This is a genomic window from Aggregicoccus sp. 17bor-14 (assembly GCF_009659535.1).
In the GTDB taxonomy this organism is placed as follows: Bacteria; Myxococcota; Myxococcia; order Myxococcales; family Myxococcaceae; genus Aggregicoccus.
In genome coordinates, this window is record NZ_VJZZ01000006.1 from 243,724 (window position 1) to 270,234 (window position 26,511).

A 26,511-nucleotide genomic window follows, 5' to 3' on the forward strand; every position below is an offset into this window, starting at 1 on the left:
CAACTGGGCTTCAAATGCACAGGCGCCGGCACCGCGGCTGGGGGGCGTACGGCCAGGGGAGCGCTGCCGCGGCGCCACGCCAGAGGCCGTTCCTAAGACTTCAGGCACATACGCGCTCCGGCCGCGCGGTGCCACATCACACGCGACGCCCTCTGCACGCGTGAGGTTTCTGGATGAGAGGCATCCTGCTCCTGGCTGGCTCGCTCTGTCTGAGTGCATGCGCGTGGGGGCCCGGCATGTACATGGACGAGGAGGGATACCGCGAGAAGCACGCGGTCAAGGACCAGCCCAAGGAGGAGCAGATCCAGGTCGTGCCCATCGACGCGAAGCTGCTCGCCCGCCAGTTCGAGCAGATGCAGAAGGAGCGCGTGAAGCCCAAGCGCGACCCGCTCGCCCAGCGCGCCGTGGACTACGACTACCGGGTGATGCCGCACGACGTGCTCAGCGTCACGGTGTGGGACCACCCGGAGCTCACCATCCCCGCCGGCGAGTTCCGCTCGCCCGAGGCCACCGGCTACGCGGTGGCGAGTGACGGGACCATGTTCTTCCCCCACGTGGGCGAGGTGGAGGTGGCGGGCAAGACGCTGCAGGAGGTGCGGCGCCTGCTCACCCAGCGCCTCACCTACGTCATCGAGCGACCGCAGCTGGACGTGCGGGTGGCGGGCTTCCGCGGCCAGAAGGTGCAGGTCACGGGGGAGGTGGTGGCGCCGGCCACCATCCCCATCACCGACGTTCCCCTGCGGGTGCAGGACGCGCTGAGCCAGGCGAAGGGGACCACCCAGGAGGCGGACCTGCGCAACGTGACGCTCACGCGCGGCGGGCAGGTGTTCCTGCTGGACATGCAGTCGCTCTACGAGGACGGCGACATCAGCCAGAACTGGCTGCTGCAGGACGGGGACGTGCTGCACGTGCCGGACCGCAGCCGCAACAAGGTGTTCGTGCTCGGCGAGGTGAGGGCCCCGCGCAGCCGGGTGATGGTGAAGGGGCGCATGACGCTGGCCGAGGCGATCGGCGACAGCGAGGGCTTCGACCCGGTGACCTCCAACCCGGCGAAGGTCTACGTCATCCGCGGCAGCTGGGAGAGGCCCACCGTCTTCAAGCTGGACGCGGGCTCGCCGGACGCGCTGCTGCTCGCCACGCACTTCGAGCTCAAGCCCCGCGACGTGGTGTTCGTCTCGCCCCACAACCTCACGCGCTGGAACCGCATCATCAGCCAGATCCAGCCCACGGTGCAGCTGCTCTACCAGTCCGTGGACCTGGTCAACCGCGTGGACGACATCCGCTTCAACAACACCGTCCCGCTGGGCACCACCACCCCGCCGCAGAGCCCGCCATGAGAAACCTCAGCTCTCCCCGCGCGCCGCTGCCGCTCAGCGCGCTCAAGGCCCCGGTGCGCGCCGAGCGGGAGGTGCCGGGCATCCAGCGCGACCTGCAGCGCTGCCTCAACCTGGTGCTCGACTACCGCTGGTCCATCCTGGCGATCACCCTGCTCGCCGCGGCGCTCGGCACCCTCTACGCGCTCGTGGCGACGCCCATCTACCGCGCCAACGTGATGCTCCAGGTGGAGCCGGACAACCAGGGCCTGCGCGGGCTCGAGGAGCTGCTCGAGGAGCGCAACCCGCAGGTGGACACGGAGCTGAAGATCATCAGCTCGCGCTCGCTGCTCTCCAAGGTGGTGAGCGAGCAGCACCTGGACGTGCAGGTGCGGCCCCGCTACTTCCCCCTCGTGGGCGCCGCGCTCGCGCGCCGCGTCCCGCAGGGCACGCCCGCGGCGCCGCCCGTGGGCGCGCTCGGCCACTTCGCGTGGGGCGGCGAGCGGCTCCGGGTGGCGAAGCTGGAGGTGCCCGAGGCGCTGCTGGACGAGCCCCTCACGCTCGTCGCGCGCGAGGGCGGGGTGTACCAGCTGCTGGGCCCGGACGGGGACCTGCTGGTCGCGGGGCGCGTGGGCGCGGAGGCGGTGGCGCCGAACCGGCTGCGGGTGCAGGTGGCGGAGCTCACCGCGCGGCCCGGCACCCGCTTCCGGGTGGTGAAGCGCCCGCTGCTCTCCGTGGTGGAGGACCTGCAGGCCGCGCTGCGGCTGAGCGAGCAGGGCACGAAGACCGGCATCGTGAGCATGTCCCTGCAGGGCAGCGACCCCGCGCAGCTCTCGCGCACGCTCGACGTGCTCTCCGCGCGCTACGTGGAGCAGAACGTGGAGCGGCACTCGGAGGAGGCGGCCAAGACGCTCTCCTTCCTCGAGTCGCAGCTGCCGCTGGTGCGCCGCGAGCTGGGCAACGCCGAGCGCAGCCTCAACGCGCACCGCACCCAGCAGGGCAGCGTGGACCTCGGGATGGAGGCGAAGGCGGTGCTGGACAAGAGCGTGGAGCTGGAGCGCAGCCTCTCGCAGGCCTCGCTCGAGCGCTCCGAGCTGCGCCAGCGCTTCACGGTGAACCACCCCCAGGTCATCGCCGCCGGGCGCAAGCTGGCGCAGCTGGAGGCCGAGCGCGACGAGGTCAACACCGAGCTGCGGCGCCTGCCGGCCGCGGAGATGCAGACCGCGCAGCTCACGCGCGACGTGAAGGTGGCCAACGAGGTCTACCTCATGCTCAGCAACAAGGCGGAGGAGTACCGGGTCCTCAAGTCGAGCACCGTGGGCAACGTGCGCATCCTGGACCCGGCCTCCGTGTCGCGCCGGCCGGTGGAGCCGCGGCGCGGGTCGGTGATGCTGCTCAGCCTGCTGCTCGGCCTCGCCTGCGGCCTGGGCGCGGCCGTGGTGCGCCGCCTGCTCAACGACGGGGTCTCGGACCCGGCGGCGATCGAGTCCGAGCTGGGCGTGCCCGTCTACGCCACCGTGCCGATGAGCGGCGCCCAGTCCCACCACACGCGCCAGGGCACGGGCCTCACCGCCGCGCTCGCGCCGGTGCCGCTGCTCGCGCGCACCCGCCCGCGCGACCTGGCGGTGGAGAGCCTGCGCTCCCTGCGCACCAGCCTGCAGTTCGCGCTGGCGGACGCGCCGAACAACGTGCTGGCCATCACCGGGCCCAGCCCCGGGGTGGGCAAGAGCTTCGTCTCGGTCAACCTCGCGGCGGTGCTCGCCGACCTGGGCAAGCGCATCCTGCTGGTGGACGGGGACCTGCGCGCCGGCTGGCTGCACCGCTACTTCGGCACGGAGCGCACCCGGGGGCTGAGCGAGGTCATCAGCGGCACGGTGGAGCTCGCCAGCGCGGTGCGGCTCGCGCCGGAGCACGGCCTGCACTTCCTGCCCACCGGCATTCTGCCGCCCAACCCCTCCGAGCTGCTGATGAGCGACCGCTTCGCCGCGCTCGTGCAGCGCTTCGGGGACGAGTACGACCTGGTGGTCATCGACACGCCGCCCGTGCTCGCGGTGTCCGACGGGGTCATCGTGGGGCGGCACGCCGGGGTGAACCTGGTGGTGCTGCGCGCCGGGCGCCACCCGATGCGCGAGATCGCCCTCACGCTCAACCGGCTCGAGCACGCGGGCGTGCTCGTGCAGGGCATCGTCTTCAACGCGGTGCCGCGCTCCACGCTGCGCCAGGCGATGAGCGGGGTGTACCAGTACGCCTACCCGCCCGCGCCCCACCCGGCAGGGGGGCCGGGGTGAGCTGCCAGATGCAGGACCCGCGGCCAGGCCCGCTGCGCGTGCTGCACGTGCTCAACGTGATGGACCGCGCGGGGGCGGAGACCTGGCTGATGCACATGGCGCGCGGCCTGGACCCCGCGCGCGTGCGCATGGACTTCCTCGTGCACGCGGGGCGGCCGGGCGCCTACGACGCCGAGCTGCAGCGCCTGGGCTGCCGCGTGCTCTCCTCTCCGCTCACGCGCGCGGGGCTGCCGCGCTACGTGCTGCGGCTGTGGCGGCTGCTGCGGCGCGAGCGCTACGACGTGGTGCACAGCCACGTGCACCTCTTCAGCGGGGTGACGCTGCTCGTGGCGCGGGCGGCCGGCGTGCCGGTGCGGCTCGCGCACAGCCACACGGATGCGAGCGCCGTCGAGGAGGGGGCCTCGCCGCTGCGCCGCGCCTACCGGTCGCTGATGCGCGCGCTGGTGCGCCGCGAGGCCACGGGGGGACTCGCCTGCTCGGCCCCGGCGGGCAGGGACCTCTTCGGCGCGGGCTGGGGGAGGGACCCCCGCTGGCGCACGCTCTACTGCGGCATCGGGCTGGGCGCCTTCGAGGGGGCCTGCGACGCGCGCGCCCTGCGCGCCTCGCTGGGCCTCGCTCCGGACGAGCTGGTGCTGGGGCACGTGGGCCGCTTCATCCCGCTCAAGAACCACGCCTTCGTGGTGGAGGTGGCGCGCGAGCTGGCGCGCCTCCACCCGCGGGTGCGCCTGCTGCTGGTGGGGGAGGGGCCGCTGCAGGCCGAGGTGCAGCGGCAGGTGGAGGCGAGCGGGCTCGGGCCGCGCACGCTCTTCCTGCGCGCGCGCCCGGACGTCCCGGCGCTGATGCGCGGCGCGATGGACGTGCTCCTGCTCCCCTCGGAGCGCGAGGGGCTGCCGCTGGTGGGGCTGGAGGCGCAGGCCGCAGGGCTGCCCCTGCTGGTGTCGGACGCGGTGACGCCGGAGGTCGCGGTGGTGCCGGGCCTCGTGCGCTTCCTGCCGCTCGCGAGGCCGGCGGCGGACTGGGCCGCCGAGGCGCTCGCGCTCGCGCAGCGCCCGCGGCCGGCGGACGCGCTCGCGCGGCTGCGGCAGAGCCCGTTCACGCTGGAGGCGAGCCGGGCAGGGCTCGAGCAGGCGTACGGGCTCGCCCCGCGCGCCCCGGCACCGCGGCCCGCACGAGCCCTGCGACCCGCGCCACCTCTTCCGGCGTGAGGCTGGAGCCGGAGGGGAGGCAGAGCCCGTCGCGGAACAGCGCCTCCGAGACGGCGCCGCCCTTGACCCCGCAGCCCGAGAACACCGGCTGCAGGTGCATGGGCTTCCAGACGGGCCGCGCCTCGATGTTCTCGCGCTCGAGCGCGAGGCGCACCGCCTCGCGGTCCGCGCCGGCGCGCGCCGGGTCCAGGGTGAGGGTGGTGAGCCAGCGGGTGTGCCGGCCCCAGGGGGCCTCGGGCATGAAGGCGAGCCCGGGCAGGTCCCCGAGCGCCTCGGCGTAGCGGGCGAAGTTGCGCCGCCGCGCCTCCACCCGCTCCTCGAGAACGCGCAGCTGGCCGCGGCCGATCGCCGCGAGCACGTTGCTCAGCCGGTAGTTGTAGCCCACCTCGGTGTGCTCGTAGTGCGCGGCGGGCTCGCGCGCCTGGGTGCTGAGCTTCAGCGCGCGGCGCACCAGGGCCCCGTCCGCGGAGACGAGCATGCCGCCCCCCGAGGTGGTGATGATCTTGTTGCCGTTGAAGGAGAAGACGCCCACCCGGCCGCGCGTGCCCGCCGGGCGCCCGCGGTAGCTGCTGCCCAGCGCCTCGGCCGCGTCCTCCACGAGCGCCACCCCGTGGCGCTCGCAGGCCTCGGCGATGGGGTCCAGGTCCGCGCACTGCCCGTACAGGTGCACGAGCACCACCGCGCGCGGCAGCCTCCCGGCGCGCGCGCGCTCCTGCAGCAGCTCCGCGAGCAGGGCGGGGTCCATGTTCCAGGAGCCCGGCTCGCTGTCGACGAAGAAGGGGCGCGCGCCCAGGTAGCGGATGGGGTTCACGCTCGCGGCGAAGGTGAGCGTGCTCACCACCACCTCGTCCCCCGGGCCCACCCCCACCCCCTCCAGGGCGAGGTGCAGCGCGGCGGTGCCCGAGCTCAGGGCGAGCGCGTGCGGTGCGCCCACGGCCTGCGCAAACTCCTCCTGGAAGGCCTCCACGTGCGGGCCGAGCGGCGCCACCCAGTTGCTCTCCAGCGCATCGCTCACCAGCCCGCGCTCGTGCGGACCCAGGTGGGGCGGGGAGAGGTGCAGGCGCGGGGGCATCTGCCGCAGAGGGTGGGCCGCGCGGGGGCCCGCCCACAGCTGTCCTTTGGGGAGGGCCGGCAGGGGACCGGGCCCGACTGCTCTCCCTTGCCGGGCGGACGTGCGCGGGCGCGTGGGACCTGCGGCGGATGGGGGCGGGCGGTAGCTCCCCCCATCTTCTGCCCGCCATGGCGCACGACCCCCTGCCCCGCCCCGCCGCGACGCCCCTCTGGCGGCCGCAGCCCGCGCGCGCCGGGACGCTCTCGCTGCGCGCCGGGGCCCTGTGGGCGCTGGGGGGCAGCGCGGCCTCGGCGGGCGGGCAGTGGCTCTTCATCGTCCTGCTGGCCAAGCTCACCCGCCCCGAGGAGGTGGGGCACTACGCGCTCGCGCTCGCGCTCACCGCGCCCGCGGTGATGCTGCTCAACCTGCAGCTGCGCGCGCTCATCGCCTCGGACGCGACGGGGGCCTTCCGCTTCGCGGACTACCTCTCGCTGCGGCTGTTCACCACGCTGCTGGGGCTCGCGGGCAGCCTCGTGGTGGCGGGGCTGCTGGGCTACCGGGGCGCCGTCTTCGCGCTCATCGCGGCCGTGGCCCTGGGCAAGGCGCTGGACGCGGTGGCGGACGTGCTCGCCGGCGCGCAGCAGCAGCACGAGCGGCTCGACCGCGTCTCCACCTCCGCGCTGCTCAAGGCGCTGCTGGGGTTGCTCGGGGCCGCGGCGGTGCTGCGCGGGGGCGGGGGGGCGGCGGCGGCAGGCGCTGCCATGGCGGGCCTCAACGCGCTGGTGCTGCTGCTCTACGACCTGCCCATGGCGGCGCGCGTGCTGGAGGGCGCGGGGGCACTGCGGCCGCGGCTGCGCTGGGGCGTGCTGCGCCAGCTCGCGGTGCTCGCCCTGCCGCTGGGCGTGGTGATGCTGCTGGTGAGCCTCATCGCCAACGTGCCGCGCTACTTCATCGAGCACCGCTGGGGCGCCACGGAGCTGGGCGTCTACTCCGCGCTCGCGTACGTCCTCACCGCGGGGATGCTCGCGGTGAGCGCCGCGGGGCAGGCGGCTACGCCGCGGCTCGCGCGCGCCTACGCGCAGGGCCGGCGCGACCTGTTCGTGCCCCTGTGCGGGTGGCTGATGGCGGTGGCGCTGGCGATGGGGGTGGGCGGGGTGGCGGCCGCGGCGCTGTTCGGGCGCGAGCTGCTCACGCTGCTCTACACCCCGACCTACGCCGCGCGGCAGCACACCTTCGTGCTGGTGATGGTGGGCGCCGCCGTGAGCTTCCTGGCGGGCGCTCTGGGCAGCATCGTCACGGCGGCGCGCGTGCTGCGCGCCCAGGTGCCGCTGTGCCTCGCGGTGCTCGCGGTCACCACCCTGGCCAGCGCGGCGTGGGTGCCCGGCCGGGGGGCGGACGGCGCCGCGCTGGCCACGCTGTGCGGCTTCCTCGTGCAGCTCGGGGGCTTCGCGCTCCTGTACCGGCGCGCGCTCGCGGGGCTCGCCCGCTCGTCCCGCGGGACAACGGAGGAAGGGGGCCCGGGCGCGGGCGGGTTCCCACCACGACGCCGCACGCCGCCCCGGGGCCTCGCCTGATGCGACTGCTCATCCCTCTCGCCGCACTGGTCGCCGGGCTGCTGCTCCTGCTGGCGGCAGCCAACCCGGGGCTGGTGCCCGAGGGAGTGCAGGTGCCGCTGGTGCTCGGGGTGTGGGGGCTCGCGCTCCCGGTGGTGTTCTGGGCCGGGGGCCGCACGCTGCTCTGCGCGCCGGGCGGCTACCTCGTCATCCTCGGGCTCTTCCACCTGGGCTACGTGGTGCCGGTGTGGCTGGGGCAGCCGCCCGGGGAGTTCTCGGAGTGGCTGTCCTCGGAGTGGCTCGGGCCCGCGCTGCTGCTGTGCGGCGCGGCCTTCGCCTTCCTCGCGGCGGGCTGCGCGGCGGCGGCGCTGCGCTCCCCGGCGCTTCCCGGCGAGGCTCCCGCGGCGCTCGAGCCGGACGGGCGCATGTTCTGGGCGGGCGCGCTCCTGGCGGGGGGGGGCTTCGCGCTCGCGTTGCGGAGCTTCTGGCAGCTGGGGCTCGCCACGGCCGGCTACGGCGAGTCCTACGCGCTGCGCGCCGCGGAGGACCCCCGCGGCTTCGGGGTCGGGCTGATGTTCCTGCTGATGGGCACGCTGCTGGGGGCGGCAGGCGCCACGCTGCGCCAGCTCAAGGTGCTCTCGCTCGGCTTCGTGCTGGGGATGACGCCCTTCTTCGTCTTCGGCTTCCGCGGCCCCTTCCTCGTCTATGCCTTCGCGCTGCTGTGTGTCTGGCGGCAGCGCTCGCCGCGCGCCGCGCGCAGGATTGCCCTGATGGGTGCCGCGGTGGTCATGGTGGCCGTGCCGGCGGTGCGCATCGCGCGCACGGAGGCGAAGGCCTCGATGGGCGAGGCGGCGCAGCGGGCGCGGGCGACGGACTTCTTCACCGAGGCGGGGGGCTCCTTGCAGCCACTGGTGGCCACGGTGGAGGCACTCGAGGCGGACGACGTGCCCGAGTGGAAGGGGCGCTCGTACGTCATGGCCGCGGCGCTGGTGGTGCCCAACCTGTCCTTCGACTGGAGCCCGAAGCAGCTGGAGCTGCAGGACCAGCCCCCCGCCCAGTGGATCTCCCGGCGCGAGAACCCCTGGCTCTTCGAGCGGGGCGGCGGCATCGGCTACTCGGGCATCGCCGAGCCCTACCTCAACTTCGGCACGGCGGGCCTCGCGGTGTGGTTCCTCGCGGCGGGCTACGCGCTCACGGTGCTGGAGCAGAAGTCGCGGCAGGGCACCTTCTGGCTCGCCCGCTCGGCCCTCGTCCTCGCGCCGCTCCTGTGGACGGCGCGCAACGACATGACGAACTTCGTCCGGCCGGCCGTGTGGGCCTGCCTCCTCGTCGGGGCGCTGGCGTGGCTGCGGCCGCGGCCGGCGAGGCTCGCGGTGGTGCCGCGCGAGGGGCCGTACCCGGAGGTCCACCGGGAGCCTCACCCGGAGCTGCACCGATGAAGCTCACGGTCACGCTCGAGCACCGCTTCCAGCGCACGCCGGACGGGGCGGTGTGGACGGGGACGGCCTTCGCGTACGCCTTCTGGCGCCGCTACCTGCGCGGCTTCGAGCGCGTGCGGGTGGTGGCGCGCGTGCACGAGGTCGCGCAGGTGGCGGCGGATGCGAAGCGCGCGGACGGGGAGGGCGTGGAGGTGTATGCGGTGCCTGCGTACGTCGGGCCGCTGCAGTACCTGCGGCGCTCGCGCCAGGTGAAGCGCGCGGTGCGCGCGGCGGTGGAGGACGCGGAGGCGGTCATCTTGCGCGTCCCGTCCACCCTCGGCGGCATCGCCGCGCGGGCGCTGCGGCGGCGCGGCGCAGCCTACGCGGTGGAGGTGGTGGGCGACCCCTACGAGGTCTTCGCGCCCGGCGCGGTCCGCCACCCCCTCTCCCCCCTGCTGCGCCGGACCTCCCCGCGCAGCCTGCGCAGGCGCTGCCGCCACGCGGCCGCCGGCGCCTACGTCACGCGCACCGTGCTCCAGCAGCGCTACCCCTGCGGCGGGCCCAGCCTGGGGGTCTCGGACGTGGAGCTGCCCCCGGCCGCCTTCGTGCCGCAGCCGCGGACCTACGCCCGGGCGCCCTCGCCGCTGCGGCTCGTCACCGTGGGCTCGCTCGAGCAGCTCTACAAGGGCACCGACGTGCTCATCGACGCCGTGGCCGCGTGCGTGCGCGGCGGCATGGACCTGCGGCTGACCATCGTGGGGGACGGGCGGCACCGGGGCGAGCTGGAGGCGCGCGCGGCGCGCGCCTCCCTGCAGGCGCACGTCACCTTCGCGGGGCAGCTCTCCGGGGGCGAGCGCGTGCGCGCGTGCCTCGACGCGGCGGACGTCTTCGTCCTCCCGTCGCGCACGGAGGGCCTGCCGCGCGCGCTGCTCGAGGCCATGGCGCGCGCACTGCCCTGCCTGGGCTCGCGCGTCGGCGGCATCCCGGAGCTGCTCGCCGAGGAGGACCTCGTCCCGCCCGGGGACGCGGAGGCCCTGGCGGCGCGCTTCGCCGCGTGCGGGAGCGACCCCGCGTGGCTCGCGCGCAGCAGCGCCCGCAACCTGGAGGTGGCGCGCACCTACCGGGACGAGGCCCTCTCGGCGCTGCGCGACGAGTTCCTCGCGCTCGTCGCCGCCAGCGCGCTCTCCCCCCGAGCCAATGGCTCCCGCCTGCAGCGGGCCTCAACTTCTTGAAGGGCTGCACTGAAGGGCTGCACCGAAGCGATGCACGGCCGACACGCCGCACCGAGGAGACGCCATGGACTTCGACGACATGTACGCATGGGTGCAGCGCTACCTGCAGGCGCGCGCGGAGGGGGCTCCGGGTGAGGCGCTCGCGTTGTGCACCCCGGACTTCTCGCGCGAGGTGGTCGGCTGGCCCGCGGACGGGGGCCGCGACGCGGCGCAGCGCTTCTGCCAGGAGCTGTGCGCGCACTTCCAGCCCGCGCAGGAGCCGGCGGTCCACTGCCACTACCTGCCCAACGCGCTGGTGATGGATCGCCAGCTGTGCGGCTGCGTGCACGGCGCGAGCTTCGGGCTGGCGGGAGACGCGCGGGAGGCGAGCCTGCGGGTGGTGCAGGTCTTCGAGTTCCAGGACGGCCGGCTGCGGCGCGAGACGGTGTGGCTCGACGGCGAGGCGCTGTGCCGCCAGCTGGGGGTGGGGTGCGCGCCGGAGCGCAGCGCCCCGGCGGCGGCCGCCCAGGCTCAGTGAAGGCGCGCGGCGCCCGCCGCGGTGCCCAGGAACTCGGGCATGGTGACGTGGCCCTCGTGGCTCACGCCGTCGCGGCGCAGCACGGTGCGCACGGTGAGGGCGAGGATCTTCAGGTCGAGCCACAGGCTGCGCTCCTCCACGTAGCGCACGTCGAGCGCGAGCTTCTCCTCCCAGGAGAGCGCGTTGCGCCCCAGCACCTGCGCGAGCCCGGTGATGCCCGGCTTCACCTCGTGGCGGCGCGCCTGCTCGGGGCTGTAGCGCGGCAGGTAGTGCATCAGCAGGGGGCGCGGGCCCACCAGGCTCATGTCCCCGCGCAGCACGTTGAGCAGGGTGGGCAGCTCGTCGATGCTCGCGCGGCGCAGCAGCGCGCCGAGCCGGGTGAGGCGCGCCGCGTCCGAGCCCGAGTCCACGCCGTCCTCCCCGGGACGCGGGGGGCGCATGGTGCGCAGCTTCACCAGCTCGAAGGGCCGGCCGCCCAGTCCCGGGCGCAGCTGCCGGAACAGCGCCGGCGGGCCCATGGTGGCGCGCACCGCGAGCATCGCCGGCAGCAGCAGCGGCGCGCCGACGACGAGCCCTGCGGCGCTGAGCACCACGTCCAGGGCGCGCTTCACGCGGTCGGAGCGCCGGGAGGCCGTGGGCGGGCGGCCCTGCGCCGCGCGGCCGGCACGCTGCGGGGCCGGGAGGAGTGCGCGCGGCTGCGCTCGCTGCAGCGGGCGCTCGAGGGTCTGGGAGGTCATGGTCGCTCCGGGGCAGGGGAGGGGGGCCGAACGAGGCAACGCTGGCTCCGCACTTCGCGCGCGACAACTCGTGCGTCCGGCGCAGGGGGGCGCGGCGGGCTGCTCAGGAGCGGAGCGTGCGCCGCCGCATGGCAGGCGACCACGGGGCCTGCGCCCTGAAGACAGCTTGAACTGCGGGGGGCAGGGGTCCACCGTCCCCGCGCGACCGCAGTCTCCCCAGCGGGAGGGGGGCGTAGGAGTTCTGTGATGCCCAGCCCCCGCCCTCGCCGCCTGCGCGGCGCCGCTCTGCTCGTATCTTTGTGGGCCGGTAGCCTCTTCAGCGTCTCCTGCGGCAATGAGGGCGGCGAGCAGGCGACGGAGCCATCGGCGGAGAGCGGCCCCGATGCGAGCCAGGAGGACCTGAGCGAGAAGCCCTCCGCGTCGATGCTGCAGGTCAGCAGCAATGCCGACCACTCGGGGGCCCGCGCGCTGCAGGGCGCCGTGCTCAAGGGCAGCGTCGCTCTCTTCTTCGTCCCGGGCTCGGCCTCGCGACTGCAAAAGGTGGAGTTCTTCCTCGACGACCCGAACCGGCAGCGGGCGCCGATGACGACCCGGACCGCGCCGCCCTACGACCTCGCGGTGCAGTCCTCGGCGACGGCGGCCGGCCTCTTCGACACCCGCACCCTCGTGGACGGCGCGCACTCGGTCACCGTGTTCGTCACCTCGACCGCGGGGCAGACGGGGGCGGCCACCGCCACCTTCAGCGTCGCCAACGGCACGACGAGCCCGACACCGACACCGACACCCACGCCGACTCCAACTCCGACGCCGACGCCGACGCCAACGCCGACTCCCACGCCGACTCCGACTCCCACGCCGACTCCGACTCCCACGCCGACTCCGACTCCCACGCCGACGCCCACTCCGACGCCGACGCCGACACCCACGGGCCCCCAGTTCTACGTGGCCACCACGGGCAACGACGCGAACCCCGGCACCTCCGACCAGCCGTGGCGCACCATCCAGAAGGCGATGCGCTCGGCGACGGCGGGCTCCACGGTGAACATCCGCGGGGGCACCTACCCGGAGCGCCTCAGCGTGGGGGTCAGCGGGAGCTCGGGCAAGCCCATCACCTTCCAGCCCGCGGGCTTCTCGGGTGGGCCCGGCTGCGGCGGGTACAGCGGCGTCGCGTGCGGTGGCGAGAAGGTCATCCTCGACTACGCCTCGCTCGGCACGGTGAAGGACGGCGTGCCCTACCTGGACATCAACGGGCGCACGGACATCCGCATCCAGGGCCTCACCTTCCAGAACTACAACACGCTGGGCGCGATGCAGCGCGGCGTCTGGGTGCACGGCGCCTCGCAGCGCGTGGAGCTGCGCAACAACCGCTTCCTGCGCATCAAGAACCCGGGCGCGTGGGACGGCACCAACGCGCTGCTGGACTTCTGGATCCAATCCCCGGCCACCGACATCGTGGTGGCGGGCAACGAGCTCGGTGAGATCGTCTCCAACTACGGCGAGACGCTCACGCTCGCGGCGAGCGGCGTGCTCATCGAGAACAACTGGCTCCACGACACGGACGCCATCGGCATCAACGTGGGCAGCACGGCCTCGACGGGCACCGCCGCGAACATCACCCTCCGCGGCAACCTGCTCGAGTGGATCAGCCGCAAGCGCGACGGCAGCGTCTGGTACGGCAGCCAGGCGGCGTCCATCTACGTGAACGGCGCGAGCGGCGTGGTCATCGAGGGCAACACCGTGCGCGACTCGGAGTGGGCCTACGAGGTGTGCCCGGAGCCGGGCTACCCCAACAGCACCAACGTGGTCATCCGCAACAACGTCGCGCTGCGCTGCTACGCGGGCGTGCTGGTGGGCACCTGGTACAGCAACACCGACGGCTCGCAGGTCTTCAACGTGAAGGTGCTCAACAACACCTTCTCCGCCACGACCAACGGCTTCGTCATCCGGCCGCACACCAGCGCGAGCACCGTGTGGAGGAACAACATCGTCGCGGGGGCCTCCAGCGCCGTGGTGAACAGCCTCAACTGGCCGCTGGGCCCCATGGACTACAACTTCTACGCGGGCGCGCCGGGGCCGGACGCGCACAGGCTCACCGGGGACGTGCAGTTCGTCAACGCCGCGGGCGGCGACCTGAGCCTGGCCTCCGGCTCGCCGGGGATCAACGTGGGCGATCCCGCCACCACGACGAACGACGTGGGCACCCTGGACAAGGCGGGCAGACCGCGCATCGCCGGCGGCCGCGTCGACGTGGGGGCCTACGAGATCCGCTGAGGCTGCGGGGCGTGGCGCACGAGCGGGCGCGCCGGCACGCCCACCACGGTGAGCCGCTCGAGCACGGGCGTGACCACCACCGCGCCCGCGCCCACCCGCGCGTCCGCGCCCACGTGCACCTTGGGCAGGACGCACGCGCTGAGCCCCACGTGCGCCCGCTCACCCACCGAGGCGCCGCCGCCCAGCACCACGCCGGGCGAGATGTGCGCGAAGCGCTCCACGCGGCAGTCGTGCTCGATGATCGCACCGGAGTTGATGATCACCCCCTCGCCCACCTGCGCGCCCGCGTTCACCACCGCGCGCGGCAGCACCACGCAGCCCTCGCCCAGCTGCGCGGAGGGCGAGACGATGGCGGAGGGGTGCACGATGGTGACGAGCCGCAGGCCGAGCGCCTTGAGCAGCCGGTAGCACTCCTCGCGCAGACCGTTGTCGCCCACGCCCAGGGCGAAGTGGTGCTCGCGCCAGCGCCCCGGCTCGGCGCGCACGTGGTGCGTGGGGAACACCTGCGGTCCGTCGGACGTGTCCGCGCTGCAGTGCGCGGCGTCGTCGTCCAGGAAGCCCAGGATGGTCCACTCCGCGCGCGCGGCATCCGCCACCACGTGGCCGTGCCCACCCGCGCCATAGATGACGAGCTGGGGCGGGCTCATGGACGGCGACCTCGGGCGGCGCGTGCGCTGCGGGTGACGGGAAGAGTGCTCATGGGGCGAGAGGGGGGCACGCCGGTGCAGGGGAGGCTGCGCCGGGGGTGAGTCCAGAGGGTGCCGCCTGCTCGGCGCGATACGCAGGAAACTGTTCCCCCGCGGCCCGCTGTCCGCTCAGCCGCGCGTAGACGGCCGGGTTGCAGACGAGCTCGTGGGTGTAGAAGCACGCCGTCGCGTTGGCGAAGCCGCGCTTGAAGTGCTCGAGCGCGTCGCCCGGGTGCAGGCCTCCGCCCAGGTGCAGCGTGAGCCCCAACCTCGCGGCGAGCTGGCCCATGGCATTCAGCGTGTTCTTCGCCGGCGAGAGCGCGAGCGCGGCGCTGGCCGTGCCGCCCACGTAGTAGTGCAGGAAGCCGTCGCTGCGGACCGCGAGCGCCGCGGAGGCGATGTGCCCCTCGGGCGTGCGCGTGAGGAGCAGCCACGCGGCCGGTGCGCGGAAGGCGTGCGCGAACCACGCGTCCGAGAAGAAGTAGCGCTCGCGCGCGCGGTCCCGGACCATGGTCTCGCGGTACACCGCCTTGAATCCCTCCTGCTCTTCGGGCGAGCTCTCGCACACCGGCTTGCAGGTGGTGTCGAAGCCCAGCCGCAGGTTGCGCCGGATGTGGCGCGCGTGCGACTCGCGCAGGTGCAGGGGCTGCGCCGGGTCCAGCAGGCACACGGGGTTGCGCGCGGTGCCCCCCTCGAAGCAGTGCGGCTCGCCGAGCCGCTCGCGCACGAAGATGCTCACCAGCCCCGTGTCCTCCCAGTCCACGCAGGCGGGGGGCACCCGGCTCAGGCCGCCGATGCGCGCGCCGGGAAGCCCGTAGGGCGAGACCGCGTCCAGGAAGGGCGTGCCCTCGATGCGGCGCACCACGAGCGGCAGCCACAGGGCCTCGCCGCCGCGCTCGAGCACCAGGCTGTGCGTCACCCCCTCGGCGGCGAGGTGCTGCTCGCAGCGGAAGTAGTCCTCGGACATGCACAGCCTTCCGCCGTCCGGGACCAGCACCGCGCTGCACCGCCCGCGCGCCGTCATCGGCAGTTGCTCGCAGCGGGCTCGCGGGGCACGAGGCCCAGCGCGCCGCGAGGAGGGGGTGGGCTCGAGGCGGGCGGGGGCAAGGCCACGGGCGCGGAGGCCAGCGCGAGCGGGTCGCGCCCGCGCAGGCAGCGCAGCCGCGCGCGGGCGGAGTCCGCGAAGGTGCACGGGTCCACGAGCATGCGGCGCACGAGGCGGCCGCGCTCGCTCCGGTCGAGCGCGGCGTAGCGCAGCAGGGCGGGGCGGAAGAGCGGGTGGTAGTAGATGTCCGCGATCCCGCTCACCAGGCGGCGCGGAGGCCCCTCGCCGGGAGGCCGGAGGCACTCGGCGACGAAGTTCAGCCCGCACCAGGCCGAGGCGAGCAGGCTGCGCCAGAAGCGCGGGTTGCACTCGAGGAGGAAGACCTCGCCCGTCTCCTCCTCGATGCGCGCATCCAGGTTCATCACGCCGTCGTAGCGGCTGTGCGCGGCGAGCGCGAGCGCGGCGGCCTCCAGCGCCGGGTGCTCGAAGAACTGGATCTCCGAGCCGTCCCCCTTGCGCTGCTGGTAGAGACGGCGCTGGATGGAGAGCGCCCGCACCTGCCCCCCGCGCGCGAGCAGGTTCACCCCCACGTCCTGGCCGCGCACGTAGCGCTGGGCCACGAGCGGCGCGTGCTGGTAGCGCGGCTCGTCGAGGATCTTGCGCCGGTAGTCCTCCTCGCTCGTGACGAGCTGCACGCCCTTCGCGCTGCAGGAGTTCACCGGCTTCACCACGAAGGGCAGCCCCAGCGCGCGCGCCGTCTCGGCGAAGGGGAGGGCGGCCTTCGTGGGGAAGCGCTGCGTGGCCGGCACCTGCAGCCCGCGCGCGGCGCAGAACTGGAAGAAGCTCCACTTGTCCTCCAGCCGGGCGAGCATCGCCGCGTCCGGCGCGGGGATGGAGGGCGCGTGCAGCTGCGGGCGCAGGCGGCCGAGCAGCCGCGCCGCGCCGCAGTCCGCCGGGACGAGCACCAGCCCCGGCAGCGTGGCGGCGAGCCCGTTGAGCAGGTGCGCGAAGCCGGCGTCGTCCGGGCCCGAGAAGTCCAGCTCGGCGTAGCCCGCGCACAGCGCGCTGTAGCGCAGCACGCGCGCGCCGGGGCGGCAGAGCGCGATGCAGTGCGCGTCGCGCGCGGCGTGCAGGGCGAGCAGCACCTGGAGCACGAGCGAGCTGGCCTCGCCGAGTACCACGAAGTTGGCCCGGGCCCTCATGCACTGCTCCTTGCGGCGCCCGCGCGGGGCGCGCGCGCCGCGGCCTCAGCCCTGCGCCGGCGCCGCGAGCCCTGCCCCGTAGACGGCGAGCCGGCGCACGCCGGGCCGCAGCGGGTCCATGGGCGAGTTGCCCTCGAAGAGGAGGCGGAAGCCGGGGCGCCCCTCGAGCGCTGCCCGGCCCATGGGGTTGCTGTAGACGAGCAGCAGCTGCCGCGGCGCCTGGCGGAGGCTCTCCTCGAGGTGGTCCAGGAAGCCACGCAGGTCCTCGCCGACGAAGGGGTTGTAGAGGAAGGCCACCAGGTCGCCCGCGGGCAGGACGGCGCGCGTCGCGTCGCCGAGCTGCAGCTGCACGCGGCCGCAGCGGCGCGGGCCCACGTAGCGCTGCAGGTTGCGCTGCGCCGTCGCGTGCAGCGCCGGGCTCAGCTCCACGCCGGCCACCTCGCGGAACGGGTAGCCCATGGCGAGCAGCACCGCGCGGCCCTTGCCGGAGCCCACGTCCAGGAAGCTCCAGCGCTCGAGCGGGCGCGGGACGAGGCCCATGGCGAAGTGGAAGTGCTTCACCGCGATGGGCCAGTAGCGCGAGCGCCCGTGCGCGTCGTGGATGGGCTCGGTGAGCAGCTCGCGCAGCCGCACGTCGTCGTGGGTGTCCACCCCGTGCGCCCGGTCGAAGTCCAGCCGGGTGGCGGCCACGAGGCTGCGCAGCGTGTAGCCCACCACCCGGCGCCCCTTGCGGTAGAGGCCCGGCGCGGCGGGAGGGGCCTTCAGGGGCGCTGCGGGAGAGACGCGCTGGGTGTCAGGCACGGCAGGCTCCTTGCCCGGCGGAACCGGACTCGACGGAAGCGAAGGTAGCGGCGTGCCACCGCACGTTCATCCGGTCCTCCGGTCGAAGACGCGGGCGGCGCGCGGCGCGCGCGCCTTGCTGCGCGACGGGCGAAATTCCCACCCCCGCCCGCGGGCCGAGAGGCGTGCTGCTCCCTCCGTCCCCCGGCGACCCCGCCCCGGCGTGCCTGTGATTGCGGTACAGCTTCCGGCTTCTCTCCGGGGCGCACAGCCTGAGGCCACCAGCCCTTCACCCGGAGCAGCTCCAGATGGCCCCTGATCACACCCCGGTCGCCGTGGTGGGCGCAGGCCCCTACGGCCTGTCCCTCTCTGCCCACCTGAGCGCGCAGCACACCGCGCACCGCATCTTCGGGCGGCCCATGTCCATGTGGAGCGAGCGGATGCCGAAGGGCATGCTGCTCAAGAGCGAGGGCTTCGCCTCGAACCTGAGCACGCCGGACGGCGGCCACACCCTGCGCGACTTCTGCCGCGCGGAGGGACGCGAGTACCAGGACCTCGGCGCGCCCGTGCGGCTCGACACCTTCGTGGACTACGGGCGCTGGTTCCAGCAGCAGCGGGCGCCGCACGTGGAGCCGCTGGACGTGGTCGCGCTCGAGCGCGAGCGGGGGCGCTTCCGGCTGCGGCTCTCGGACGGAGCCGAGCTGACGGCGGACCGGGTGGTGCTGGCGGTGGGGGTGGGCTCCTTCGCCCACGTGCCGCCGGAGCTCGCCGGGCTGCCCGCGCGCTACGTCTCGCACAGCAGCGCGCACCACGACCTGAGCCGCTTCGCCGGCAAGGACGTGGCGCTGGTGGGCGGCGGGCAGGCGGCGCTGGAGACGGCGGCGCTCCTGGCGGAGGCGGGCGCCCGGCCCCAGGTGCTCGTGCGCAAGAGCGCGGTGCACTGGAACGAGTCCTCCCAGGGGCGCTCGCTGTGGGCGCGCCTGTGCGCGCCCCACACGGGGCTGGGCGCGGGCTGGAAGCTCACCGTGTACCTGCGGGTGCCGGGCGTCTTCCGCTACCTGCCCGTGGACCGGCGCGCCGAGATCGTCCGCACGAAGCTGGGCCCCGCCGGCGCGTGGTGGCTGAAGGAGCGCGTGGTGGACCGGGTGCCGGTGCGCTGCGCCATGGCGCCGAGCGGGCTCACGCTCGCGGGCGAGCGGGTGCGGGTGCACACGCAGTGCGGCGAGGAGGTGGAGGTGGACCACGTGATGGCGGCCACCGGCTTCCGCATGGACCTGGCGAAGCTCGGCTTCCTCGCCGCGCCCCTGCGCGCCGAGCTGCGGACCGAGCGCGGCTTCCCGCAGCTCTCGCGCCACTTCGAGTCCAGCGTGCCCGGCCTCTACTTCGTGGGGCTGCCGGCGGCGCTCGAGTACGGGCCCATGCAGCGCTTCGTGTACGGCGCCCGGCTCGCGGCCCGGCGGGTGAGCGCGGGGCTCGAGGGCGCACGCGCCCAGGGCGCCGCGCGCGCCCGGGAGCCGGCACGCGCCCCGGGCGCAGCCCCCGCCCCGAGCGCCTAGGGCGTCGCGGCCTCGCCCTGCGGCGGAGCGTCCCACCAGCCGGCGGCCGCGGCAGGCGCCGGCCGCTCGAGCGCGCGCGGCTCCGCGGGCGCAGGGGCCGTGCCGGTGGCCGCGGTGGCCGCGGGCAGCAGCCCCGCGGGCGTGTAGCTGGGCACGAGCTGGCCGAGCTCCCGCCTCACGGCGCTCGCGTCCCCCGCCTGCGCGGCGAGGTGCAGCGGCCCGAGCTGGAGCAGGAAGTCCTCCGGGGGCGGCGGGCTGTGCGCCACGCAGATGCGGTCGCGCACCAGGTGGCTGCTCTCCTCCTCCTCGGTGAGCAGGCACTCGGTGAGCTTCTCGCCGGGGCGCAGCCCGGTGAAGACGATGGGGATGTCCTTGCCGGGGACCAGGCCCGCCATGGTGACCATGTTCTCGGCGAGCTCGGCGATGCGCACGGGCACGCCCATGTCCAGCACGCACAGCTCTCCGTAGCCCCCCAGCCCGGCGAGCATCAACAGGCCCACCGCCTCGGGGATGGTCATGAAGTAGCGGGTGCAGTCGGGGTGGGTGATGGTGATGGGGCCGCCGCGCTGGATCTGCTCCTTGAAGAGCGGCACCACGCTGCCCGCCGAGCCGAGCACGTTGCCGAAGCGCACCGCGGTGAAGGCGGTGCCCGAGCGGCTCGCCACGGCCCGCACCACCATCTCGGCGAGCCGCTTCGAGGCGCCCATGACGGAGCTGGGGTGCACCGCCTTGTCCGTGGAGATGAGCACGAAGCGCTCCACCCCGCAGGCGTGCGCCATGCGCGCGACGTTGAGGGTGCCGAAGACGTTGTTCTTCACCGCCTCCTCGGGCGCGCGCTCCATCAGCGGCACGTGCTTGTGCGCCGCCGCGTGGAACACGTAGTGCGGGGCGTGCTCGCGCCCCAGCCGCAGCAGCCGCCCGCGGTCGCGGATGTCCGCCACGATGGCGCTGATGGCGAGCTGCGGGTGGCGCTCCTCCAGCCGGCGCGCGAGCAGGTAGAGCTCGTTCTCGTTCATGTCCAGCAGCACCAGGGACGCGGGCGCGAGGCTGGCCACCTGGCGCGCGAGCTCGCTGCCGATGGAGCCCGCCGCCCCCGTGATGAGGATGCGCCGGCCGGCGACGAGCCGCTGCAGCTCCCGGGCGTCGAAGGCCACCGCGTCGCGCGGCAGCAGGTGCTCGGGGCTGAGATCGTGCAGCATCGAGGCGCTGAGGCGCTGGCCCTCCTCGGCGAGCGAGGCGGGCATGATCTTGAAGCTCACGCTCTGGCGGCGGCACAGCCCCAGCAGCTCGCGCAGCCGCTCGGGGGGCAGCTTCGGGATGGCGATGAGCACCTGGCCCACGCCGTGGCGCGCGATCAGCTCCGGCAGGCGCGAGAGCGGCCCGAGCACCGGCTTGCCGTGCAGGCAGGTGCCGTGCTTCGCCCGGTCGTCGTCCACCAGCCCGACGACGTGGAAGCAGCAGCCCGCGTTGTGCTGCAGGTCGTGCAGCAGCAGCTCGCCCGCGTTGCCCGCCCCCACGATGAGGGTGCGGTGCTTGCCCGTGTCGCGCGCGCGCTGCTGGTCCAGCTGCCACAGCCACATCATGCGCGGGGCGAAGCGGTAGGCGCCCAGCAGCCCCGTGGTGGAGAGGAGCTCCAGCGCGAGCACCGAGGAGGGCCAGCGCGGCAGCCCGAGCGCCGCGCGCGCGGCCTCGAAGAGCAGCGTGCCCAGCGCGCCCGCCAGCACCAGCCTCCCGGCCTCGTTGAGCCCCGCGCCGTGGAAGGACCAGCGGTGCAGCCCGAGCCCCCCCAGCGCGGCGGCCCGCGCCGCGAGCAGCAGCGGCAGCCCCTGCCCCAGCACCCGCACCCAGTGTCCGGGCACCGCCCCGTCGAAGCGCAGCACCGCCGCGTTCACCAGCGAGGCGGCCGTGAGGGCCAGGTCGAGCAGCAGCACCACCGGAGGGCGCAGGTGGGGAGACAGGTGGAGGGCGCGGCCCTGCCGCGCCCGCAGTGAGTCGGCCATGTGTGCTCTCGCGCGTTGCCCCCGGGGGAGGGGACGAAGGGACACCCGCCCTGTGCGGTGCAGGGAAGCTGAGCCGTTGGGCAGCGGATACCAACCTGTCCAAAGAGGCGTTGAACGCGGAGGCACCTGCACCTTGGGGCAGGAGCGGGGCCGGGCGCTGCGGCTCAATCGGGGTGCGGGGGGGCCGTGCGCCATGCTCGAGCGGCACCTGCGACGCTGCGGTCCCACCTCCGCCGCGGCTGCCCCGCGCCGGGCGCGCCGCGCCGCGCCACGGCGGGCTGCACGGGCAGCCCCCGGCGGGCCAGCAGCGCACGGTAGACCTGGAGGGTCGCCTCGCAGAGCACCTCGGGCCGGAAGTCTCGCAGCATGCGCGCGCGGCCCGCCTCGCCGTGCCGGCGCCGCAGGGAGGGGGAGGCAAGGTAGCGCGCGAGCGCCGCTGCGAGCGCCCGCGCATCGCCCACCGGCACCATCTCGCCCGTCACCCCCGCCTGCACCGAGTCCACGCACCCCGTCACCTGCGCCGTCACCACCGGCAGCCCCATGGCCGCCGCCTCCGCGTTCACCATCCCGAAGCCCTCGCGGTGGGAGGGCAGCGCCACCACGTCCATCGCGGCGTAGAGCGGAGGCACGTCCAGGGTCACGCCCGCCAGGTGCACGCGCGGGTCCTGCCGCAGGGCCTCGAGCACGCCCGCGGGCACGGGGTCCATGGGCTCCGGCGCGCCCACCACCAGCAGGTGCGCCGTGGGGAAGCGCTCGCGCAGCTCGCCCCACGCCGAGGCGAGCTCGCCCACGCCCTTGTCGCGCACGATGCGCCCGACGAAGCCCACCACGGGGGCGTCCTCGGGGATGCCCAGGCGCCGGCGCGTGGCGGCGCGCGCGGGGAGGTGGCGCGAGGGGTCGAAGTGGCCGGCCGCGTCCACCCCCGCCACGCTCCCGTGCCCGGGGACCTGCAGCTTGTGCGCGGGCACCAGGCGCTCGCGCAGCGCCACCGCACGCAGCGAGCCGCTCACGCACAGCACCTGGTGGGCGAGTGAGCACGACAGGCGCTCGGTGCAGCGCAGCAGCAGCCGCTTCCTCCCGCGCGCGGTCTCCAGGGGCAGCCCGTGCAGGTGGTAGATGCACACCGGCACCCCGGCGAGCCGGCCGGCGAGCATGCCCAGCAGCCCCCCCTTGGGGGTGTGCGCGTGCACCACCTGCGGGCGCTCGCGGCGCAGCAGCCGCACCAGCTGGGCGAGCGAGGCGAGGTCCTGGAGCGGCGTCACGGCGCGCGCCATGGGCACGCCGAAGCAGGGCACGCCCTCGCGGGCGGCGAAGTCGGTGAGCGCCTTGCCCGGCGCCGCCACCGCCCCCACCCACAGCCCCTGCGCCCGCTGGTAGGCGAGGTGGCCCCGCAGGAACAGCAGCGTGGCGGGCACCGTGGTGACGTGGAGGACGCGCAGCATGTACGGCGCACGGTGCGTGCGCCCGGGCCCCACCCCCACTGTCCCCGGAGGCAGGGGCCCCCTCTCGCTCGCTGCGCAAGGGGCCCTGCTGCTCCGCCCGGGAGCGGAGCGCGCCCCGGCTCCTGCCTACCCCAGCATCTCCGCCAGCAACCGCGCCACGGCCTGGGGGTCCGCCTGGCCGCCGGTGGCGCGCATGATCTGCCCGGTGAAGAAGCCCGCGAGCCCCTTCTTCCCGCCGCGGTACTCGGCCACCTTCTGCGGGTTCTGCTCCAGCACCGCCTGGATGGCCGTGCGCAGCGCCCCCTCGTCGCTCACCACGCGCAGGCCCTTGCGCTCCACGATGCGCGCGGGCGCCTCCCCCGAGCCCTGCGCCTCGGCGAGCACGTCCTTCGCCGTGCGCGCGTTGATGGCGCCCTCCTGCACCAACTTCACGAGCTCGACGAGTGCAGCCACCTCCACGCGGTTGCTCCCCTCGCGAAGGGCGACCGCGAGATCGTTCACCACCCAGGGGGCCAGGCTGGCGCGCTGCGGCTCGGGGGCCGCCTCGAGGAAGGCCCGCAGCGCGGGCTCGCGCGCGAGGAGGCTCGCGTCGTTCTCGCTCACCCCGCGCTCGCGCAGCCGCGCGAAGGCCGGCTCCTGCTCGGGCGTGAGCTGCGCGCGCGGGGGCTGCGGCGCGGCCGGGGCCTCGGGCCGCCTCTCCGCGCGCGGCGCCTTCGCGGGCGCCCTGGCCTCCGCGCCGCTCGCCTCCTCCTTGCGCACCCACGTATCGCGCAGGGTGATGATGCGGTTGAAGACGAGCGCGTCCGGGCGGCTGTCCACCGGGTCCTGCCAGAAGTAGCCCACGCGCTCGAACTGGTAGCGCGCGTGCGCGGGGTCCTTGCGCACGCTGGGCTCCACCACGCCGCGGGTGACCACCAGGCTGTGCGGGTTGACGAAGCGCATGAAGTCGACCTCGGCGCCCTGCGGCTGGTAGTCGTGGCCGGGCTGCTCCACGTCCACCACCTGCTCGCCGTCCGGGTTGGGCACGGTGAAGAGCCGGTCGAAGAGGCGGAACTCCGCCGGGACGCCGCGCGTGGCGCTCACCCAGTGGATGACGCCGGCCGCCTTCGCGTCCTCGCCCAGCAGGCTCACCCGCAGCTCCGTGGGCTCGCCGTCCGCGCCCGCCACCACCTCGTCGCAGCGCACCAGCCCCGCGCCCCGCAGGCGCACGGTGCCGCCCGGGGTGAGGCGCTTGAAGCCCTTGGGAGGGCTGCTGCTGAAGTCCTCGCGCTCGATGTACAGCTCGCGCGTGAAGGGCACCTCGCGCACCGCGGCGTGCGCCGGCACGCGCTCGCCGCCGGGCAGCGGGAGGCCCCCGGCGCCCTCGGCCCCCTCCACCTCCTGGGGCCAGTAGGGCAGCTGCAGCGTGCGCTCGCCCTCGAGGTTCGTCACGGTGACCTTGAGCGGCTGGGTGACGGCCATGGCGCGCGGGGCGCGCAGGTTGAGGTCCTCGCGGATCGCGTTCTCCAGCACCACCAGGTCCACGGTGCGGTTGGTGCGGCTCACGCCGATCTGCGCGGCGAAGGCGCGCGCGGCCTCGGGGGTGGCGCCGCGGCGGCGCAGCCCGCTGAGCGTGGGCATGCGCGGGTCGTCCCAGCCCTTCACCACGCCCTCCGCCACGAGCCGGCGCAGCTTGCGCTTGCTCACCACGGTGTACTCGAGGCTGCGCCTGCCGAACTCGTACTGGCGCGGCGGGGTGCGGCCCGTGCGGCTGGCCGGGAACAGGTGCTCCATCAGCCAGTCGTAGATGGCGCGGTTGTCCACGAACTCGAGCGAGCACATCGAGTGGGTGATGCCCTCGATGGCGTCCGAGATGGGATGGGCGAAGTCGTACATCGGGTAGATGCACCAGTGGCTGCCCGTGCGGTAGTGGCTCGCGTGCAGGATGCGGTAGAGCACGGGGTCGCGCAGCTTGAAGTTGCTGCTCCCGAGGTCGATCTTCGCGCGCAGCGCGTGCGCCCCGTTGGGGAACTCCCCGGCGCGCATGCGGCGGAACAGCGTGAGGTTCTCCTCCACGGTGCGGCTGCGGTAGGGGCTGGGGGTGCCCGGCACGTCCACCGTGCCGCGCAGCCGCGCCATCTCCTCGCCGCTCACGCTCTCCACGTACGCGAGCCCCTTCTCGATGAGCTGCTCCGCGTAGCCGTAGAGCTCCTCGTAGTAGTCCGAGGCGTAGAAGAGGTGGCGGGTGTCCCAGCCCAGCCACTGCATGTCGCGGATGATGCTCTCCGCGTACTCCTGGGTCTCGCCCTCCGGGTTGGTGTCGTCCATCCGCAGGTGGCACACGCCGCCGTAGTCCTGGGCGGTCATGAAGTCCAGGTAGCTGGCGAAGGCGTGGCCCAGGTGGGCGTAGCCGTTGGGCTCGGGCGGGAAGCGGGTGACGACGCGGGTGTGGCGGCCGGCCTGCAGGTCCGCGTCGATGACTTCGGTGATGAAGTTGGGCGAGACGCGGCGCGCCTCGGGGGCGGGGGGTGGGACCGCTGGCAGCTTGCTCATGGGGGCCACCCTAGCGCCGCCTCCCGCCCGAGCGAACCGCTTCTTGGCGCGGCCCGTGTGCCCCGCCTGGCCGCCCGGCCCGCTAGCGCTGCGCGGGCAGCATCCCGCGCAGGTCCGAGGAGAGGCTGCCCAGCTCACCGATGCTCGCCGCCACGTCCGCGCTGGTGAGCGCGTGCTCCTCCACCAGGCGGCGCAGCCGGGCGCACGCGGCGCTGATGCCGGCGGTGTCCTGCGCCTGGCGCCCCGCGTCCTGGGTGCTCGCCCCCATGTCGTCCTGCTGCTGGGCGACGATGCCGTGGATGTCCTCGAGCGTCTTGCGCGCCACGTGCAGCACCAGGGTGAGCCGGTGCGCCGTCTCGCTGATGCTGCCGGAGGCCTCGAGCACCTTGTCCATCTGCTGGCTCATGCGGCCCACCACGTCCGTGACCTCGGCGGCGCTGCGGCCCGCCACCGAGGCGAGCCGGCGCACCTCCTGCGCGATGACCGCGAAGCCCAGGCCGTGGGCCCCCGCGCGCGCCGCCTCCAGGCTCGCGTTCACCGAGAGCACGTGCGTCTGCTCGGCCACGTCGCGCAGGATGTCCGCGAAGGCGAGCGCCTTGGTGGAGTGCTCCTGCAGCCGATGCACGCTGAGCTCGGAGCGGTTCACCGCCCCCTCCACCTCGCTCATGCCCTGGCTCAAGCCCTCCACCACGCGGCGGATGTCCCCGGTGCGCTGCTGGGCCTCCACCGCGCGCTCGGCGCTGGTCTGCGCGCGCTGCGACACGGCGCCCGCCGCGGAGGCGATGCGCTCGCTCGTGGAGGCGATGCTCTCCACCTCCTTGTGCAGCCCCTCGGCCTGCTTCCACAGGGAGCGCGCCGAGCCGGTGAGCCCCTCCGCCGTGGTGGCGAGGCTGCCGCCCGCGCTCACCACCTTCTCGCGGCTGCTGGCGAGCACCTCCAGCGCCGCGGCCGTCTCGCGCCGGCGCGCGAACTCGCGGCGGTGGCTGCGGAAGTGCGCCTCGAGCACCGCGAGCAGGAGCAGGCTCGCGCCCAGCACTCCGAGCCCGAACGTCGCGCGTGGCAGGAGCGCGCCCGCGCCCAGGCGCGCCTCGAGCAGCGCGTGCGCCGCGAGCGCGAGACTCATGTACGCCGCGCGCCCGCGGCCCCCCACGGGCAGCAGGTGCATGCCCAGCCCCACGCCCATCAGCAGGAAGAGCGCGTGCAGGGGCGTGAGCGCGAGCCCCTGCGGGTAGAAGCCCGCGTCGATGACGGCCGTGTACGCGAGCGCCACCGCCAGCGCGGGCAGCGCGAGCAGGCGCGTGGGCACGAGGCGGGTGAACAGCAGCCCGGGCAGCAGCAGCAGCACCCAGGTGAGCCGCAGCGCCGCCACCTGCGCGAGCGCCAGGCCGCGCGGGTGTGCGCCGGCGAGCACGTACGCCGCCTCGAAGCCGAAGCAGGTGAGCGAGGCGCCCGCGCCGCTCCACGCCATGGCCCGGATGCGCGCGGGGGCGCGCTGCAGCTGGTGCTGGGCGTAGGCGCTGCGCAGCTGCTGCTCGGAGAGGCGGGGCAGGGCGCTCGGGGTGTCGTTCATTGCGGGCGCGCAGCCTAGCCCCCCCGCAGCCCGCGAGACGAGGGGGGGCGCGGCCGCACTGTAGGTGCGGGTCGCCTTGAAACCGCCGTGCGCGAGCGACTACACCTTCGGGG

The 26,511-nt window shown here is 74.8% G+C and carries 19 protein-coding genes; 9 read left to right on the top strand and 10 right to left on the bottom strand.

What is annotated here, in order from left to right; translation table 11 throughout:
* Positions 1-173: 173 nt before the first annotated feature.
* The 3 genes from FGE12_RS13760 to FGE12_RS13770 are packed head-to-tail and all read left to right on the top strand — an operon-like array spanning position 174 to position 4,806.
* The gene (locus FGE12_RS13760; protein WP_153866916.1) at positions 174-1,337 is read left to right on the top strand and encodes a polysaccharide export protein; all 1,164 of its coding nucleotides are present in this window, start codon (positions 174-176) and stop codon (positions 1,335-1,337) included.
* Complete coding sequence (locus FGE12_RS13765) at positions 1,334-3,601, top strand: polysaccharide biosynthesis tyrosine autokinase (RefSeq protein ID WP_153866917.1); 2,268 nt, start codon at positions 1,334-1,336, stop codon at positions 3,599-3,601. Before FGE12_RS13760 ends, FGE12_RS13765 begins: the two co-directional genes overlap by 4 nt.
* Positions 3,598-4,806: a glycosyltransferase gene (locus FGE12_RS13770; RefSeq protein WP_153866918.1), complete on the top strand. Its 1,209-nt coding sequence runs from the start codon at positions 3,598-3,600 to the stop codon at positions 4,804-4,806. The genes FGE12_RS13765 and FGE12_RS13770 overlap by 4 nt, the downstream gene beginning before the upstream one ends.
* On the opposite strand, the gene FGE12_RS13775 is transcribed toward FGE12_RS13770, so the two are convergent.
* On the bottom strand, positions 4,694-5,878 hold the full coding sequence (locus tag FGE12_RS13775; RefSeq protein WP_153866919.1) for a DegT/DnrJ/EryC1/StrS aminotransferase family protein: 1,185 nt from the start codon (positions 5,876-5,878) through the stop codon (positions 4,694-4,696). The genes FGE12_RS13770 and FGE12_RS13775 overlap by 113 nt on opposite strands.
* Before the next feature lie 167 nt (positions 5,879-6,045).
* Here FGE12_RS13775 and FGE12_RS13780 point away from each other — a divergent pair, with 167 nt between their 5' ends.
* The 4 genes from FGE12_RS13780 to FGE12_RS13795 all read left to right on the top strand — a co-directional run bounded on the left by FGE12_RS13780 (position 6,046) and on the right by FGE12_RS13795 (position 10,577).
* Complete coding sequence (locus tag FGE12_RS13780) at positions 6,046-7,431, top strand: lipopolysaccharide biosynthesis protein (protein WP_194797861.1); 1,386 nt, start codon at positions 6,046-6,048, stop codon at positions 7,429-7,431.
* Complete coding sequence (gene wzy / locus FGE12_RS13785) at positions 7,431-8,849, top strand: O-antigen polysaccharide polymerase Wzy (RefSeq protein WP_153866921.1); 1,419 nt, start codon at positions 7,431-7,433, stop codon at positions 8,847-8,849. The genes FGE12_RS13780 and wzy overlap by 1 nt, the downstream gene beginning before the upstream one ends.
* The gene (locus tag FGE12_RS13790) at positions 8,846-10,060 is read left to right on the top strand and encodes a glycosyltransferase (RefSeq protein ID WP_153866922.1); all 1,215 of its coding nucleotides are present in this window, start codon (positions 8,846-8,848) and stop codon (positions 10,058-10,060) included. Before wzy ends, FGE12_RS13790 begins: the two co-directional genes overlap by 4 nt.
* Positions 10,061-10,124: 64 nt before the next feature.
* Positions 10,125-10,577 (top strand): nuclear transport factor 2 family protein, encoded by a 453-nt coding sequence (locus FGE12_RS13795; RefSeq protein WP_153866923.1) that lies wholly within the window; start codon positions 10,125-10,127, stop codon positions 10,575-10,577.
* On the opposite strand, the gene FGE12_RS13800 is transcribed toward FGE12_RS13795, so the two are convergent.
* Positions 10,571-11,314 carry a sugar transferase gene (locus FGE12_RS13800; protein WP_153866924.1) on the bottom strand — a complete coding sequence of 248 codons (744 nt, stop codon included), beginning with the start codon at positions 11,312-11,314 and terminating at the stop codon, positions 10,571-10,573. The two genes, FGE12_RS13795 and FGE12_RS13800, sit on opposite strands and share 7 nt — an antisense overlap.
* Positions 11,315-11,611: 297 nt before the next feature.
* Between FGE12_RS13800 and FGE12_RS13805 the strand changes: the two genes are divergently transcribed.
* Positions 11,612-13,585 (top strand): right-handed parallel beta-helix repeat-containing protein, encoded by a 1,974-nt coding sequence (locus FGE12_RS13805; protein ID WP_194797862.1) that lies wholly within the window; start codon positions 11,612-11,614, stop codon positions 13,583-13,585.
* Here the strand turns inward: FGE12_RS13805 and FGE12_RS13810 are convergent.
* The 4 genes from FGE12_RS13810 to FGE12_RS13825 are packed head-to-tail and all read right to left on the bottom strand — an operon-like array spanning position 13,570 to position 17,319.
* Positions 13,570-14,232 carry an acetyltransferase gene (locus FGE12_RS13810; RefSeq protein WP_153866926.1) on the bottom strand — a complete coding sequence of 221 codons (663 nt, stop codon included), beginning with the start codon at positions 14,230-14,232 and terminating at the stop codon, positions 13,570-13,572. The two genes, FGE12_RS13805 and FGE12_RS13810, sit on opposite strands and share 16 nt — an antisense overlap.
* 49 nt (positions 14,233-14,281) lie before the next feature.
* A complete protein-coding gene (locus tag FGE12_RS13815) occupies positions 14,282-15,238 on the bottom strand; it encodes a GNAT family N-acetyltransferase (protein WP_228530779.1) in 957 nt (318 codons plus the stop codon).
* A gap of 53 nt (positions 15,239-15,291) precedes the next feature.
* Positions 15,292-16,518 carry an ATP-grasp domain-containing protein gene (locus FGE12_RS13820; RefSeq protein ID WP_153866927.1) on the bottom strand — a complete coding sequence of 409 codons (1,227 nt, stop codon included), beginning with the start codon at positions 16,516-16,518 and terminating at the stop codon, positions 15,292-15,294.
* Between the two features lie 45 nt (positions 16,519-16,563).
* Positions 16,564-17,319 carry a class I SAM-dependent methyltransferase gene (locus tag FGE12_RS13825; RefSeq protein ID WP_153866928.1) on the bottom strand — a complete coding sequence of 252 codons (756 nt, stop codon included), beginning with the start codon at positions 17,317-17,319 and terminating at the stop codon, positions 16,564-16,566.
* 287 nt (positions 17,320-17,606) lie between these two features.
* On the opposite strand from FGE12_RS13825, the gene FGE12_RS13830 reads away from it, so the two are divergent.
* Positions 17,607-18,854 (top strand): FAD-dependent oxidoreductase, encoded by a 1,248-nt coding sequence (locus FGE12_RS13830; protein WP_153866929.1) that lies wholly within the window; start codon positions 17,607-17,609, stop codon positions 18,852-18,854.
* On the opposite strand, the gene FGE12_RS13835 is transcribed toward FGE12_RS13830, so the two are convergent.
* From FGE12_RS13835 to FGE12_RS13850, 4 genes are all read right to left on the bottom strand, one after another.
* Positions 18,851-20,854, bottom strand: a complete 2,004-nt coding sequence (locus FGE12_RS13835; RefSeq protein WP_153866930.1) for a nucleoside-diphosphate sugar epimerase/dehydratase — start codon at positions 20,852-20,854, stop codon at positions 18,851-18,853. The two genes, FGE12_RS13830 and FGE12_RS13835, sit on opposite strands and share 4 nt — an antisense overlap.
* A gap of 164 nt (positions 20,855-21,018) precedes the next feature.
* Positions 21,019-22,296 (bottom strand): glycosyltransferase family 4 protein, encoded by a 1,278-nt coding sequence (locus FGE12_RS13840; protein WP_153866931.1) that lies wholly within the window; start codon positions 22,294-22,296, stop codon positions 21,019-21,021.
* 126 nt (positions 22,297-22,422) lie between these two features.
* The gene (locus FGE12_RS13845; RefSeq protein ID WP_153866932.1) at positions 22,423-24,828 is read right to left on the bottom strand and encodes a glutamine--tRNA ligase/YqeY domain fusion protein; all 2,406 of its coding nucleotides are present in this window, start codon (positions 24,826-24,828) and stop codon (positions 22,423-22,425) included.
* A gap of 82 nt (positions 24,829-24,910) precedes the next feature.
* Entirely contained in the window at positions 24,911-26,398 is a 1,488-nt protein-coding gene (locus FGE12_RS13850; RefSeq protein ID WP_153866933.1) for a methyl-accepting chemotaxis protein, read from the bottom strand.
* Positions 26,399-26,511 lie beyond the last annotated feature (113 nt).